We start from the raw sequence: 14,276 nt of genomic DNA, 5'->3' as shown, positions 1-14,276 counted from the left end.
CATTTCCGGGGCCCCCTGGTTCGCTCTGACACGCTCGCGCGCGGCCTTCGGGGATCTTGTCCGGCCATGGATCCGCGCCGCCCTGTGGGCGAATGTGATGCGATTCTCGCCCGGTGAGGCGAAGTCAGCGGAAAAGAATCCGCTTCGCCCGGGCTTTCCCTGTCACCCCGATGGACGCGTCGTCCCGATCGCCGGCTCCACAGTGGAGCGACGGCATCGGCACAGCCGGAGCAGGCACGTCACCCACGTGGGGGAGCGGCTGCGGATTTCCTCGTGCTTGAAGGCGTAACTCGCGTGCTTGGAGACGGAACTCGCGTGCCTGGAAGCGTAACTCGCGAGTTACGGCTTCAGACACGCGAGTTGCGTCTCCAAGCACGGGTAAAGCGTCAGGGGTGTGCGGGAGCGGGCGTGGGCAAAGGCGACGCGAAGTAGTCCGCCGCCACGAGCACCGGCCCGTCCTCTTCGGTCGGCGCCCGGAACGACAGCACCCAGAACGAGCCCTTCTTCGACGGCACCACCCCGCCGCGCGCGGCGGTCAGGTCGACGCCGTCGCGGTCGGCCAGCGCGCTGACGACGTCCGGGATCACCCCGCCCTGGCTGGAGATCACGGGCGTCCCGCCGTCACCGGCGATGGCCAGCAGCCGCGCGACACCGAGCACCGGGTCCGGCCAGTAGCCCTCTTCCGACAGCAGCGGCTCGTGCCGGATCTCGACCCCGAGATCCTCGGCGAGCCCGTTCACCGTCTGGACGCACCGAAGCCGCGGCGCCGAGAGCACCCTGCCGGGCGCGTAAAGCCGCAGCAGCGAACGCAGTGCTTCGGCTTGGCGCTGGCCCGCGTCCGAAAGCGGCCGCAGGTCGTCGTCGCCGTTCCACTCGTCGCGTTTACCCGCTTTGGCGTGCCGCACCAGGATCACCGTGGTGAGTTCCGGCGGCAGCGCGGAGAACTCGCGCAGCACCCGGACGTCGCCCGGCCGGGTCAGCAGTTTCTCCGCCGACTCCGTGTCGAGCCAGCGCAGCTCGTCGACCTCCTCGTTCGGCGCGAACGCGCCGGAAACCGCGTGGGCGGAGAAGTAGTCGACGGTCTTCGGCACTCCCGCCACGGTGTATCCGGTCCGGACCAGATACCGGCCGAGCACCGCCTCGAACCCGGTCTCCTCACCGATCTCCCGGACCGCCGCGCCCGCGATGGTCTCGCCCGGATCCAGCTTTCCCTTCGGCAGCGACCAATCGTCGTACCGCGGCCGGTGCACCAGCGCGACCTCGATCCGGTCACCCTGACGGCGCCAGAGAACGGCTCCCGCCGCCCGCACGGTCCCGCTCATCCCGCCGCTCCGTGCCGCTTCGCCAGCTCGACCTGGTGGTCGCGGACGTCGTCCCCGGACGCGGGGAACGGGGTCCACTCGCCGGTGGAACCCAGCACCCAGCACCGGGTCGAGGGGTGCAGCGCGGATTCGAAGATGTAGTCCAGCTGCGCCGTGAGTTTCGGATCCTTGACCCGCACCAGCGCTTCGATCCGGCGGTCGAGGTTGCGGTGCATCATGTCCGCGCTGCCGATCCATCGCGTGCCGCCGGCGAGGAAGGTGAAGATCCGCGAGTGCTCCAGGAAACGCCCGAGGATCGAGCGCACGTGGATGTTCTCGCTCAGCCCCTCCACGCCCGGCTTCAGCGCGCAGATCCCGCGCACCACGATGTCGACCGGCACCCCGGCCTGCGAGGCGTGGTACAGCGCGTCGATCACCTGCTCGTCGACGAGCGAGTTGCACTTGATCCGGATCCCGGCCGTCTGGCCGGCGCGGGCGAGCTCGATCTCCTCGCCGATCGCGCGCACGATGCCGCGCCGGATCCCGTGCGGCGACGTGAGGATGTTGCGGTAGGTGTCCTGGCGGGAGTACCCGGTCAGCACGTTGAACAGATCCGTCAGGTCCGCGCCGATCGTCGGGTCGGCGGTCAGGATGCCGAGATCCTCGTACAGGCGCGCCGTCTTCGGGTTGTAGTTGCCGGTGCCGATATGGCAGTAGCGGCGGATGGTCGAACCCTCCTGGCGCACCACCATCGACACCTTGCAGTGCGTCTTCAGCCCGACGAGCCCGTAGACCACGTGCACGCCCGCGCGTTCCAGCGTGCGGGCCCAGGTGATGTTGGCCTGTTCGTCGAACCGTGCCTTGATCTCGACCAGCGCGACGACCTGCTTGCCCGCCTCGGCGGCGTCGATCAGCGCGTCGACGATCGGGGAGTCGCCGGAGGTGCGGTACAGCGTTTGCTTGATCGCCAGCACCTTCGAGTCCGCGGCGGCCTGTTCGATGAACCGCTGGACGCTGGTGGAGAACGAGTCGTACGGGTGGTGCACGAGGACGTCGCCCTCGCGCAGCGTGGCGAACACCGACTTCGGCGTCTCGCGCTCACCGAACGCCGGATGCGTGGCGGGAACGAAAGGGCGGTCCTTGAGTTCCTTCCGGTCGACGCCGGACAACTGGTGCAGGCAGGTCAGATCCAGCAGACCCGGGACCTCGACGACGTCGCGCGGGTCGACCTCCAGTTCGCGCAGCAGCAGTTCGAGCATGTGCTCGCTCATGTCCTGCGCCACTTCGAGCCGCACCGGCGGGCCGAACCGCCGCTGCGCCAGTTCACGTTCCAGCGCCTGGAGAAGATCCTCGTCCCGGTCCTCCTCGACCTCGAAGTCCGCGTTGCGGGTGACGCGGAACGCGTGGTGCTCGGTGACCTCCATGCCGGTGAACAGCTCGCCGAGGTGCGCGGCGATCAGTTCCTCCAGCGGCAGGAAGGTCGCGGTGCGGACCTCACGCGGCTGCTGCTCGATGCGCATCAGGCGCGGCACGTTGCTCGGCACCTTGACGCGCGCGAACCGCTCGGTGCCGGCCTCCGGGTCCCGGACGGTGATCGCGAGGTTGAGCGAAAGGCCGGAGATGTAGGGGAACGGGTGCGCGGGATCCACGGCCAGCGGTGTGAGCACCGGGAAGATCTGCTCGCTGAAGTAGTTGGACAGCCGGAGCTGGTCGGCGCCGGTCAGGTCGTTCCAGCCGACGATGTGGATGTCCTCGTCGGCCAGCTGCGGCCGCAGGTGCAGCTCGAAGGCGTTCGTGTGCCGCTCGACCAGGTCCTGGTTGCGTTTGGCGATGTACGCCAGCTGTTCGCGCGGGGTGAGCCCGTCCGCGCTGCGGACCGGGAGGCCGGTCTCGTCGCGGCGTTTCAGCCCGGCGACCCGCACCATGTAGAACTCGTCCAAATTGGACGCGAAGATCGCCAGGAACTTGGCGCGTTCGAGCAGCGGCTGAGACTCGTCCTCGGCCAGCGCGAGCACGCGCGCGTTGAAGTCCTGCCACGACAGCTCACGGTTGAAGTACCGGTCGTCGGGAAGGCTCCCGGCGGCCGTGGGCGCCGCCGTCACCGCGGGTGGCGCGGCGGGCAGCGCGCGGAACTCCTGGGCGGGACGGCTCGCCGAACCACCGCGCGTCGCGCGGACGGCCGTGCGCGGGGCCGGGCTGGTCGTCTTCCGCGCGCGGGCGGGTTTCGCCGTGCCGTTGTCCGGTTCCGGTTTCGCGGCGGAGGTCTTCCGCTTCCTTGCCGAGTTCGAGGTGCCGCCGTCATTTGTGCTCACGGGCTTCATTGTTCACCACTCGGGGCGATTATGTGCGCCGCGCGCGGGTCGGCAGGGTGAACTCTCGTCACATCACCACGCAGGGTGTTCCCAGTAGCGTCGAGGTGCGCTTTCCGGCACCGAGGGTGCGGACGTGAGCGAGATCATCCGCGGTGTCCACGTCGGCGCGCAGCGATTCCGCCGCGATCGTGAGCGGGGTCGCACCGGAGACGGTGTGGGCCCGCGCGGAACCCGCGCCGAAGCGGGGCGCCAGTGCCTGGCCGTCGCCCGCGAGCAACAGGGTGGTGCCCGTTCCCTGCCGGTCCGCGACGAACGCCCGTCGTCCGGCAGCTTCGGCCAGCGCGGCGGTGAGGTCTTCGGTCCGCAGCGCGGGCAGGTCGGCCTGCAGTGCGCCGACGAGACCGGACGGCGTGTCCCGGCGCAGCAGCTCCTCGCCGTGGCGCAGGGCCGCGTTCAATCCGCCGTGCGACGGTTCGGTGACGATCTCGACGCCCAGCTCGGTGAGATCCGCCACCGACGCCGGGTCGGCGGCGACCACCAGCACCCGCCGCACGCCGTCCGCCGAGGTCGCCGCGGACAAGGTGTCGTAGGCCAGCGCCAGCACCAGTTCGGCGTGCCGCTCGGGCACGACCGCGCCGCGAAGCCGTGACTTGCCCTGCGCGGGGCGTTTCATCGGCACGATCAGGTCGAAGCCCACACTGTCCACATCTCACTTCTTACCCGACCCTCCCTGGACCGCGCTCGTACGCGCGCGGCAGGATCAGGTGTCTGGGACGACACGTGTGACTTCGAGGAGGACGAATTGGCCCGGCGTGAGAAGGGCGGCATCTGGGTGGGCATCGCCGCCGCACTGTTCTACCCGGCGACGGCCATCGGCAAGCGGGTCTACCGCAACGCCGAGCGGATCCCCCGCGAAGGCGGCGCGCTCCTCCTGCTCAACCACGTGTCCCACATGGATCCGGCGGTGGACGCGGTGTTCGTGCACCGGCAGAAGCGGGTGCCGCGGTTCCTCGGCAAGGAGAGCCTGACCAGGGCGCCGCTCTTCGGCAAGATCTTCGTCGGCGCCGGCCAGATCCCGGTCTCCCGTGGCTCGGCCGCCGCGGGCGACAGTCTCAAGGCCGCCCACCAGGCGTTGCGCGACGGCAAGGTCGTGGTGATCTACCCGGAGGGGACGATCACCAAGGACCCCGACGGCTGGCCCAAGAAGCCGTTCACCGGGGCCGCGCGGCTCGCGCTGGAGACCGACGTGCCGGTGATCCCGATCGCCCGCTGGGGCACGAACCACATCTTCAACGGCTACACGAAGAAGTTCACGCCGTTCCCGCGCAAGAAGATCACGCACCTGGTCGGCGAGCCGATGGACCTCTCGGCCTACAAGGAGGGTTCGACCCGCAGCGCGTCCAAGCTGCGCGAGGTCACCGACCTGATGATGACGGAGATCACCGCGCTGCTCGCGGAGATCCGGCAGGAGGAACCGCCCGCGAAGAAGCCGGAGGACGACGCCTGATGGCCGAGGTCCAGCGGGTGACCGTGCTCGGCGCCGGATCGTGGGGGACGGCGTTCGCCAAGGTGCTCGGCGACGCGGGGCGCGACGTGACCATCTGGGCCCGGCGGCCCGAGGTCGCGGCCGAGATCCGGGAGCGGCATCTCAATACGTCCTATTTACCCGGTATCGGACTGCCGGAGCGGATCACCGCGACAGCCGATCCGGCCGAGGCCCTCGACGGTGCGCAGGCCGTGGTCCTCGCGGTGCCGAGCCAGACCTTGCGGACCAATCTGTCGGAGTGGTCCGGTCTGCTGCCCTCCGACGCGATCCTCGTCAGCCTCGCGAAGGGTGTCGAGCTGGGCACGCTCAAGCGGATGAGCGAGGTCATCGCCGAGATCGCGCGGGTCGACGACGGGCAGATCGTGGTCGTGTCCGGGCCGAACCTGGCGAAGGAGATCGCGCTGGGGCAGCCCGCGGCGGCGGTACTGGCCTGCACCGACCACGACAACGCCAAGGCGATCCAGCGGGCGAGCTTCAACCAGTACTTCCGGCCGTACACCAACACCGACGTCGTCGGCTGCGAGCTGGGCGGGGCGTGCAAGAACGTCATCGCGCTCAGCTGCGGGATGGCGGCGGGGCTCGGGCTCGGCGCGAACACCGTGGCCACGCTGATCACCCGCGGCCTCGCGGAGATGGCAAGGCTCGGCGCGAAACTGGGCGCGGACCCGCTGACCTTCGCCGGGCTCGCGGGCGTCGGCGACCTGGTGGCGACCTGTTCGTCGCCGTTGTCGCGCAACCGGACCTTCGGCGAGCGGCTCGGCCGGGGCGACACGCTGGAGCAGGCGCTGGCGGCCACCGGCGGCCAGGTCGCCGAGGGCGTCAAATCGTGCACGTCGATCCGGGAACTCGCGATGAGCCTCGGGGTGGACATGCCGATCACCGACGCGATGCACCGCGTGTGCCACGAAGGCGTCGACCCGCGGCGCGCGGGAGCCGAGCTGCTCGGGCGGTCGCAGAAGCACGAGTGGTCCTGAGAGCCTGTCGGCGGAGCTGCGACGTATCTCGCGAAAGGGACACAACGCGTGAACCCGCCCTGCCGACGTCGATCGCGGACGCGGGTTCACCGACAGACACTGGAAGACCGCACTATCGCGACAGACCGGGGCGGATCCGTGCTGCGAGCATGGACGCCAGGTGCGGAACTCACGGTCCACGGTATGAGATCTGTTGACCGCCGGGCCCCGCACTGGTTCGCTGGGCGCATGTTCGCACGTGGGATGACTGTGTCGCGGGGCCTCTCGGGTCTTGGTGCGGTCGCGTGCGCGTGTCGCTGTTGTCGGTGAACCCAGCCCCGGCCCAGTTCGACACCTTCTTTCTTCTGCGAGGACACCTCCATGTTCGCCGTCCCGGACAACACGCTCGTCATTCCCGAAAACCCCGCCCTGCGCCACCCGGTGCGCGTCGCGCTCGAGTTCGCCGCGGACCGTGACCGCTGGCGGCACCTGCTGCGTTACGACCCCGACGAGCGCTTCTCGGCCCTCGTCGACGCCGACGAACTGCAGGAGATCTGGTTGATGAGCTGGCTGCCGGGCCAGCACACCGACCTGCATGACCACGAATTCGCCGCGGGCGCGTTCACCGTCGTCAGCGGGAAGCTGAGCGAGACCGTCGCCCGGCGAGCGGTGGACGGCCGGGCCGTGACCGAGCTGCACTCGCTGTCGGAAGGGCAGTCCCGCGTCTTCGGCCCCGGCTACGTCCACGAGGTGCGCAACGACAGCCCGGATCCCGCCGTCAGCGTGCACGTCTACCGGCACCGGCCCCGCGCCATGCGGCCGTACCACCTGGACCCCGTCACGGGCCCGATCCGCGACTGAACGCGGGCTTCAGGCGAGGTCGCCGCGCAGGCGGAATTCGGCTTCGACGCGCTCACGGGAGGCGCCGGTCGCGAGCAGGGTGTGCAGCAGGAGCCGGGATTTGCGCGGGTCCAGCCAGCCAGCCATCGTCGCGCCCATGGCGATCAGATCCGACTCCGAGCCCCGGAAGCCGTAGGTGCCGCGGAACGTCGGCCCGGCCCCGGTGCGGCCGGCGACCACGATCGGCACCTCCGGCAGGACCCGCTCGATCACGTCGGCGGTTCCCGCCGAAACGTGCCCGGCGCCGTTCGCGGCGAGCACCACTCCCTTGACCCCGGCCTTGACCAGCGTTTCCAGGAGTTCGCCGGTGTCCTCGACGCCGCTCTCGACGATCGGCACCAGCCCGGAGAAGTCCGCGTTCTCCAGCGGCAGCGCCGCCGGGCGGGCGGCCGCCGGGTGGAAGTAGTGCACCAAACCCTCGCTGACCAGCGCGAGCGGGCCGGCGGGAGCCGAGGAGAACGCCTCGACATGGCTCGAATGCGTCTTCCGGACCCAGCGTGCGGCGTGGACGTCGTCGTTGAACGCGACCAGCGAGCCGCGTCCCCGGCTGCGGGGATCGGCGGCGACGGTCAGCGCGGCGAGGATGTTCCCCGCGCCGTCGGCGCTGGGCAGGCTGGGGTTGCGCATCGCACCGGTGATCACGATCGGCGCCTCGGACGCCCACGTCAGCTCGAAGAAGTACGCGGTCTCTTCGAGCGTGTCCGTGCCCTGGATCACGACGACGCCTTCAGCGCCTTCGTCGACGGCCCGGGCGGCCCAGTCCCGTGTCCGGATCAGGGTCGCGAAGTCCATCGAGGCGCTGGAAATCCCCGCCAGCGTCTCCGCGCGGACGTCCATCTCGAGGTTCTCGCCCAGGTCGCCGAGCAGGTCGGCGGCGGTGAGCCGGGGGACGGCGTGGTCTTCGCCGTCACCGGGGACCATGGAGATGGTGCCGCCCAGGGCGGCGACGGCGACCAGAGGCCGCTTCTCAGGGGAGACGCTCATACCGGCATTCTTCCAAACCTCGTGAGTGGCGATGTCACGTGACTGACCGGACGACGCGCGTGATCCGGCGGACGACACGCGTGACTGGATGGACGACACGACCGCGGCCGGGATTTCGCCGCGAGCCGTCCGCCCAATCACACGAGCCGTCCGTCCAATCACGTGTGTCGTCCGGTCAGTCACGTGAAACGTACCTAAGCCACCTTGGCGCTGACCTTCCTCAACGCTCACGAGGCCCTTTTGCTCAGCGCGCCTTCACGGCCTCGATGGTGAAACTCGCCGCAAGCCGCTGCGGATCCTCCGTCAGCCGCCATTCCTCGGTCACCTCGTTCAGGGTCATCAGCCCGGGCAACGCGTTCCACGGCACACTGTCGTGCTCCACCAGCCGCGTCAGCGTCAGGCCCGCGTCGAGCAGCGAAGTGACGATCTCGCCCAGCCCGTGGTTCCATTCGTGCGTCCGGTTGTGCTGGAACGAAACGTCGGTGTCCACATAGGTCCCCGGTTCGTCGAACACCAGCGGTTCGGCCTGCTCGAAGTACGGGTACCGCGGTGTGAGCAGCGGCTGCGTCTCGTCGAGGGTGCCCAGCATCGGATGCATGTCGCGGATGAACAGCCGTCCGCCCGGCTTCAGCAGCTTCCCGACGACCTGCCCCCAGCGGGCGATGTCCGGCAGCCAGCAGATCGCGCCGATGCCGGTGTAGACGAGGTCGAATTCCCCGGCGCCCAGCACGTCGGCGGCACTGTACACATCGGACTCGTGATAGTCGATCTCCGCGCCGGTCTCGGCGGCCAGCCGCCGCGCGATCTCCAGCGCGGGCGCGGAAAAGTCGAGGCCGGTCATCCGCGCGCCGAGGCGGGACAGGGAAAGCGTGTCCGTGCCGATATGGCACTGCAGGTGCACCCCGCGCGCCCCGGAGACATCGCCGAGCAGCGGCCGGTCGAAGGTGACCACGCCGCTGAGGTGCGTCGGGTCCGCGACGAACTTCTCGTAGCCGTAGTCGGCCGAAGCGGCGTGTGCGGGAGCGCGTTCGTCCCAGTTCGCCCGGTTGACCGTCACGTAGTCCGTCACGAAGTCGCGGCCTTCTCGGCGGCGCTGCGCAGCACGCAGAATTCGTTGCCCTCGGGGTCTCCGAGGACGGCCCAGCCGGTGCCGTCCGGATTGCGCCGGTCGTGCAGGAGGGTCGCGCCGAGCTTCAGCAGGCGCTCCACCTCCTCGTCGCGCGGGATGTCCGGCGTGAGACAGAGGTGGATCCGGTTCTTCACCGTCTTCGGCTCCGGGACCTGCCCGAAGAACAGCGTGACACCGTTGTCCATCTCGATGATCGCCTCGGGATCGCCGGGCTGGTCGTCGTCCGCCATCGGTTTGCCGACGACACCGCTCCAAAACCGGCCCAGTTCGTAGGCGTCGGCGCAGTCGAAGAAGAAGTTCTGTACGACAGAGGTCATGACGCCGCAGTCTGCCCGAGCCCGCGAGACCCGGCCAACGGTTTAAGCCAGCCGCAGCCCCGGCGACCGGTGCACCTGCCGGTCCGCGTCGATGACCAGCACCTGACAGCCCGGCCGCGACGCGACCCACGCGATCCCCTCGGTCCCCATCGCGAAAGCGGCCGTGGCGAGGGAATCCGCGGTGACGAGGTCGTCGGCGGCGACCGTGACGCTCAGCAGCCCGACGGGCGGGCGCCCGGTCCGGCCGTCGAGGATATGCGCGCCGCGTTCGTATTCGGCCGAGGTCGCGACGGCGCCGCCGGACGATTCCACCACGGCGCAGATCGCGTCGGGCCGTTCGGGATGCCGGATGCCGACCCGCCAGGCGCGGCCGGGTTCCGGTTCGCCGGAGGTGATCACGTCCCCGCCGGCGTTGATGCAGAAGACGTCCAGTCCCTCCGCCACCAGCAGGGCCGCCGCCCGCTGCACCGCCCAGCCCTTGACCACCGCGTTCGGATCGAGCCGCCGTCCGGGGAGCCGGGCGGTGAACGCCCCGCCGGACAGCCGTTCGTAGTGGTCGCACAGCGAAAGCACTTCCAGGAGGTCGTCGCTCAGCTCCGACGGCGAGAGTTCGCCGCGGTCGTAACGGCAGACCTCGCTGCCCGCCTTGAACGGGCTGAACCGCGCGTCGACTTCCCGCAGCCAGCCGAAGACGCCGTCGATGGCGTGGCCGGCGAGTTCGCCGCCCGCCCGGACGTCGACCGAGACCGGCAGCCCCATCACCTGTTCGACGCGGTTCATCTGGCGTCCAGCGCCGCCTGCAGCGATTTGACGTACGACTCGCTCGTCGACGTCGCGCCGGAGACGGTGTCGATGTCGGCGCTCTGCGCGGTCAGCGTTTCCTCCTGCAGGATCGGGATCGCGTCGACCCCGCGGCCGCTCGTCGGCCGTTGCAGCAGGCGGACTTCGGAGATCTTGTCCTCGGCGGAGATCACCAGCCGCACCTGGACGGTGCCGTACCGGTTGCTCTCCACCGATCCGTCGATGGTGCGTTCGGCGCCCTCGGCCGCTCCGCCGTCCGCGCTCGGCGACGACGGGGCGGGCGCCGCGACGGCCACGGTCTCCGTGCCGAGCGGGCCGGGTTCGTACAGCCACACACCGAGGAAGCCGGCGGCCGACAGCGCGACCGTGGCCGCGACGATGGTCTTCTTCATGATCGGGTCTCCCTGGTTCAGGCGGCGAGGCTGAAACGTTCGGCATGGACCTGGCCGCTCGGCACCCGCAGCTCCCGCAGGCTGCGCAGCGTCGCCGAGGTCATCCCGGGCGGGCCGCAGACGAAGACGTCCCGCTCCGCGATGTCCGGCACCAGCCGCCGCAGATTGGGCGCGCCGAGGACCGGACCGGCCTGATCGGACGGTCCACTGAGGACTCGGACGACCGCGCCGCGCGCCCGTGCCAAGCCGATCAGCTCCGGCAGCAGGATGGCGTCGCGTTGGTCGCGCACGCGGTAGAGCACCACGACGTGCCCGCAGATCTCCTCCAGCAGCGCGCGGATCGGGGTGATCCCGACGCCGCCCGCGACCAGCAGCGCGTCCGGTTTCCGTTGGTGCATCGTGGTGAACGCACCGTACGGGCCTTCCGCGAACACCCGGGTGCCGACCTTGAGCGACCGCAGGGACGCGCTGCCGTCACCGGCGGCCTTCGCGGTCAGGCGCAGGGTGCGGCCGTCCGGCGCGGCGGAGAGGGAGAACGGATTCGCCTGCCACCAACGGTCCCGGGTCATGAAGCGCCACAGGAAGAACTGGCCCGCCCGCGCGGGCATCTTGTCGAGATCCCTGCCGGAGATGTACACCGAGACGACGTCGCGGGATTCGGGCACCACGGCGACGACCTTCAACCGGTGCCGCAGATTCCGGGCCAGCGGCAGCACCACCCGGCCGGCGACGACGGAGCCGAGCGCGACACCCCACACCGCCCACCAGTAGACCTGGGCCCCCGGTGAAGACGCGAACGATCCGCCCAGCGCGATTTGATGCGTGAACGCCAGCACGACCGCGGCGTAGGTGTAGAGGTGGATGAAGTGCCAGGTCTCGTACGCCAGCCGCCGCCGGGCGAACCGGGCGGAAACCGCGCCGACGAGCAGGATCAGCGCGAACGCGACGACCGCGCGCAGGATCCCCTCCAGTTTGGTCACCATCGTGACGAACTCGTCCACCACGCCGTTGTCCTCGACCTGCGCGTAGCCGAAGACGATGAACACGAAGTGGGCGAGCAGCGTCCACAGCAGGCCGAACCCGGTCCAGCGGTGCCAGCCGGTGAGCCGGTCCATGCCGAGGCGGCGGTCGAGCCAGGGAAGCCGGGCGACCAGCAGCAGCTGGAACGCCATCGTCAGGGCCCCGTACAGCCCGGCGAGCCTGCCGATGCTGATGAGCACGTTGTCCGACGGCCCGGCGGCGAAGAAGAGCGCGGTCACGGCGGCCACGTTGGCCCCGAGGAAGAGGAAGAGCCCGGCGCGCGCGGCGATCCTGGGGCGGATCGCCGGGCGCGGTCTCACGGCGGTCTGCGTCATGGTGGTCACACGTGGTCCCTTCCGGTCCGGTTCAGTGCCCGAGCCTGCTGTGCCAACCTGTGACCTTTCTTGGCGGAAGCTGTCGGCTTGCTGTCTTGTGCGGTCCCGCCTCGCCCTCGCGCGCGCGTTCACGGAGGATGGCGTTGTGAACACCGAGAACCCCGTGCGCCTGCTGGTGGTGGACGACGAGCCGCATATCGCCGATCTGGTGGCCACCGTCGCCCGCTACGAGGGCTGGCAGGCCGTGACCGCCGGATCGGGTGAGGCCGCGCTGGCCAAGGCGGCCGAATTCGTGCCCGACATCGTCGTGCTCGACCTGATGCTGCCCGGGATCGACGGGTTCACCGTGCTGGACAAGCTCCGCGAGGCCGGGACGGCGGTACCCGTGGTCTTCCTCACCGCGAAGGACGCGACCGCCGACCGGGTCGCCGGGCTCACCCGGGGCGGTGACGACTACCTCGTCAAACCGTTCTCCGTCGAGGAACTGATGGCGCGCCTGCGCGCGGTCCTGCGGCGGAGCACCAATCAGGCGAAGGCCGCGGTGCTGCGGGTCGGCGACCTGACCCTCAACGAGGACACCCGCGAGGTCGCCCGCGACGGCGAACCGGCCGACCTGACCCCGACCGAGTACGAACTGCTGCGCTACCTCATGCGGCATTCGCCTTCGGTGATGACGAAGGCACAGATCCTCGACCACGTCTGGGAGTACGACTTCGGCGGCCGGTCCAATGTGGTCGAACTCGTCATCTCGCATCTGCGCCGCAAACTCGACACGGGCGACGAGCCGCTGATCCACACCGTGCGCGGCGTGGGCTACGTCGTGCGCCAGGCGTCGAGATGAGGATGTTGCGCCGGTGGTACGACGCGTGGCGCCGGTCGAGGCTCGGGACCCGGCTGGCGCTCGGGCTCGGCGCGCTGGCACTGGTCGTGTTCGCCGTGGTCGGCACCGTGATGGTCGGCATCATGAAGGGCTATCTGAACGACCGGCTCGACGAACAGCTCGCCAAGACCCAGATCAGCCAGGTGCCGTCGCTGCGCACCACGCACGGCGGGAAACCGCAGCAGGCCTACGGCTGGTTCTCCGCCGTCTTCGCGGTGCAGAACGGCGACGCGCTGCCGCAGGCGGGCGGTTCCCTGCCGCCGGACACGAAGGCACTGGCAAAGGTCGCCGAGGACGCGACGCGGACCGAGGTCCTGCGCACCGTCTACATCGAGGACAAGGGCACGTACCGGGTCCGGGCCTGCCCGATCGAACCGGCGCAGAACATCGTGCTGGTCAGCGCCGCGCCGCAGGCCGATCTGGACCGGACGGTCAGCCAGCTGATCATGGTCGAGGTCGTCGCGTTCCTGCTGGCGCTCGCGGTGCTGGTGATCGCGGGGCGGCTGGTGCTGCGGCGCGGGCTGCGGCCGTTGAGCGACATGGCCGGGACGGCGCACGACATCGCGTCGCACGACCTCACCACGAACGCCGATCTCCCGGTGCGCGCGCAGGCGAGTGGCGGCGGCGCCGAGGTCGAGGAACTGCGGACGGCGTTCAACGTCATGCTGGCGCACCTCGATTCCTCGCTGGTCGCGCGCCGGGAGGCGAACGAACGGCTGCGGCGGTTCATCGCCGACGCCTCGCACGAACTGCGCACACCGCTGACGTCGATCCGGGGCTACGCCGAGCTTTTCCGCTACGCAGCGGCGAACGAACCCGCCGAACGCGAGGCGCATCTGTCGAAGATCAGGGAAGAGACGCAGCGGATGAGTGTGCTCGTCGACGACCTCCTGCTCCTCGCGCGCCTCGACGCGCCGGAGACCGAGGCGCCGCTGCGGCTGGTCGGCGTCGATGTCGCCGAGCTGATCACCGACGCGGGGGAGGCCTTCGCCGCCGGACGCCCGGAGCATCCGCTGAGCATCGGCGCGTTACCGGAAGGTGTTGTCCTGCAAGCGGATCCGGTGCGCCTGCGGCAGGTGCTGGACAATCTGCTCGCCAATGCCGCGGTGCACACGCCGCCCGGGACGCCGGTCACGTTGTCGGCCACGGCTTCGGACTCGGAGGTCGTCCTGCGGGTGAGCGACGCCGGGCCCGGCATCCCGCCGGATGCACGGGAGCGGATCTTCGACCGGTTCTACCGGGTGGACACCGCCCGCACCCGCGGCAACGGCGGCACCGGGCTCGGGCTCTCGGTGGTGCTCTCGCTGGTTTCGGCGCACGGCGGGACGATCGAGGTCGAGAGCGTGCCGGGGGCGACGACGTTCACCGTGCGGCTGCCGCGCCACCGCTCGTGAGTGGTGAGGACG

The 14,276-nt window shown here is 70.1% G+C and carries 14 protein-coding genes; 5 read left to right on the top strand and 9 right to left on the bottom strand.

Going from position 1 to position 14,276, the window contains the following annotated elements; genetic code table 11:
• Positions 1–386: 386 nt before the first annotated feature.
• Genes MJQ72_RS30065 through cofC form a run of 3 tightly spaced genes read right to left on the bottom strand, consistent with a single transcriptional unit; the run spans position 387 to position 4,310 of the window.
• Entirely contained in the window at positions 387–1,322 is a 936-nt protein-coding gene (locus MJQ72_RS30065) for an NUDIX hydrolase (protein WP_240594426.1), read from the bottom strand.
• Positions 1,319–3,622, bottom strand: a complete 2,304-nt coding sequence (locus MJQ72_RS30060; protein WP_240594425.1) for an RNA degradosome polyphosphate kinase — start codon at positions 3,620–3,622, stop codon at positions 1,319–1,321. The genes MJQ72_RS30065 and MJQ72_RS30060 overlap by 4 nt, the downstream gene beginning before the upstream one ends.
• A gap of 58 nt (positions 3,623–3,680) precedes the next feature.
• Positions 3,681–4,310, bottom strand: coding sequence for a 2-phospho-L-lactate guanylyltransferase (gene cofC, locus MJQ72_RS30055; RefSeq protein ID WP_240601453.1), 630 nt, complete (start codon positions 4,308–4,310; stop codon positions 3,681–3,683).
• 105 nt (positions 4,311–4,415) lie between these two features.
• Here cofC and MJQ72_RS30050 point away from each other — a divergent pair, with 105 nt between their 5' ends.
• From MJQ72_RS30050 to MJQ72_RS30040, 3 genes are all read left to right on the top strand, one after another.
• Positions 4,416–5,120: a 1-acyl-sn-glycerol-3-phosphate acyltransferase gene (locus MJQ72_RS30050; protein WP_240594424.1), complete on the top strand. Its 705-nt coding sequence runs from the start codon at positions 4,416–4,418 to the stop codon at positions 5,118–5,120.
• Positions 5,120–6,133 carry an NAD(P)H-dependent glycerol-3-phosphate dehydrogenase gene (locus MJQ72_RS30045; RefSeq protein ID WP_240594423.1) on the top strand — a complete coding sequence of 338 codons (1,014 nt, stop codon included), beginning with the start codon at positions 5,120–5,122 and terminating at the stop codon, positions 6,131–6,133. Before MJQ72_RS30050 ends, MJQ72_RS30045 begins: the two co-directional genes overlap by 1 nt.
• 360 nt (positions 6,134–6,493) lie before the next feature.
• Positions 6,494–6,973 (top strand): cysteine dioxygenase family protein, encoded by a 480-nt coding sequence (locus MJQ72_RS30040; protein ID WP_240594422.1) that lies wholly within the window; start codon positions 6,494–6,496, stop codon positions 6,971–6,973.
• A gap of 9 nt (positions 6,974–6,982) precedes the next feature.
• On the opposite strand, the gene MJQ72_RS30035 is transcribed toward MJQ72_RS30040, so the two are convergent.
• The 6 genes from MJQ72_RS30035 to MJQ72_RS30010 all read right to left on the bottom strand — a co-directional run bounded on the left by MJQ72_RS30035 (position 6,983) and on the right by MJQ72_RS30010 (position 11,990).
• Positions 6,983–7,996, bottom strand: coding sequence for an asparaginase (locus MJQ72_RS30035; RefSeq protein ID WP_240594421.1), 1,014 nt, complete (start codon positions 7,994–7,996; stop codon positions 6,983–6,985).
• Positions 7,997–8,240: 244 nt separating this feature from the next.
• On the bottom strand, positions 8,241–9,065 hold the full coding sequence (locus MJQ72_RS30030) for a bifunctional 2-polyprenyl-6-hydroxyphenol methylase/3-demethylubiquinol 3-O-methyltransferase UbiG (protein ID WP_240594420.1): 825 nt from the start codon (positions 9,063–9,065) through the stop codon (positions 8,241–8,243).
• Complete coding sequence (locus MJQ72_RS30025; protein ID WP_125736798.1) at positions 9,062–9,442, bottom strand: VOC family protein; 381 nt, start codon at positions 9,440–9,442, stop codon at positions 9,062–9,064. Before MJQ72_RS30025 ends, MJQ72_RS30030 begins: the two co-directional genes overlap by 4 nt.
• A 42-nt stretch (positions 9,443–9,484) precedes the next feature.
• Positions 9,485–10,222 (bottom strand): FAD:protein FMN transferase, encoded by a 738-nt coding sequence (locus tag MJQ72_RS30020; protein ID WP_240594419.1) that lies wholly within the window; start codon positions 10,220–10,222, stop codon positions 9,485–9,487.
• Entirely contained in the window at positions 10,219–10,635 is a 417-nt protein-coding gene (locus tag MJQ72_RS30015; protein WP_240594418.1) for an FMN-binding protein, read from the bottom strand. The genes MJQ72_RS30020 and MJQ72_RS30015 overlap by 4 nt, the downstream gene beginning before the upstream one ends.
• 17 nt (positions 10,636–10,652) lie before the next feature.
• A complete protein-coding gene (locus tag MJQ72_RS30010) occupies positions 10,653–11,990 on the bottom strand; it encodes a ferric reductase-like transmembrane domain-containing protein (RefSeq protein WP_396427014.1) in 1,338 nt (445 codons plus the stop codon).
• A gap of 145 nt (positions 11,991–12,135) precedes the next feature.
• On the opposite strand from MJQ72_RS30010, the gene MJQ72_RS30005 reads away from it, so the two are divergent.
• Both MJQ72_RS30005 and MJQ72_RS30000 read left to right on the top strand, forming a co-directional pair.
• The gene (locus MJQ72_RS30005; RefSeq protein WP_240594416.1) at positions 12,136–12,831 is read left to right on the top strand and encodes a response regulator transcription factor; all 696 of its coding nucleotides are present in this window, start codon (positions 12,136–12,138) and stop codon (positions 12,829–12,831) included.
• The gene (locus tag MJQ72_RS30000; protein ID WP_240594415.1) at positions 12,828–14,264 is read left to right on the top strand and encodes a cell wall metabolism sensor histidine kinase WalK; all 1,437 of its coding nucleotides are present in this window, start codon (positions 12,828–12,830) and stop codon (positions 14,262–14,264) included. The genes MJQ72_RS30005 and MJQ72_RS30000 overlap by 4 nt, the downstream gene beginning before the upstream one ends.
• Positions 14,265–14,276: the final 12 nt, after the last annotated feature.

The sequence above is a fragment of the Amycolatopsis sp. EV170708-02-1 genome, assembly GCF_022479115.1.
Taxonomy (GTDB): Bacteria; Actinomycetota; Actinomycetes; order Mycobacteriales; family Pseudonocardiaceae; genus Amycolatopsis.
Note: the sequence above shows the minus strand (reverse complement) of the source record. Positions and strands in the feature narration are given on the sequence as shown.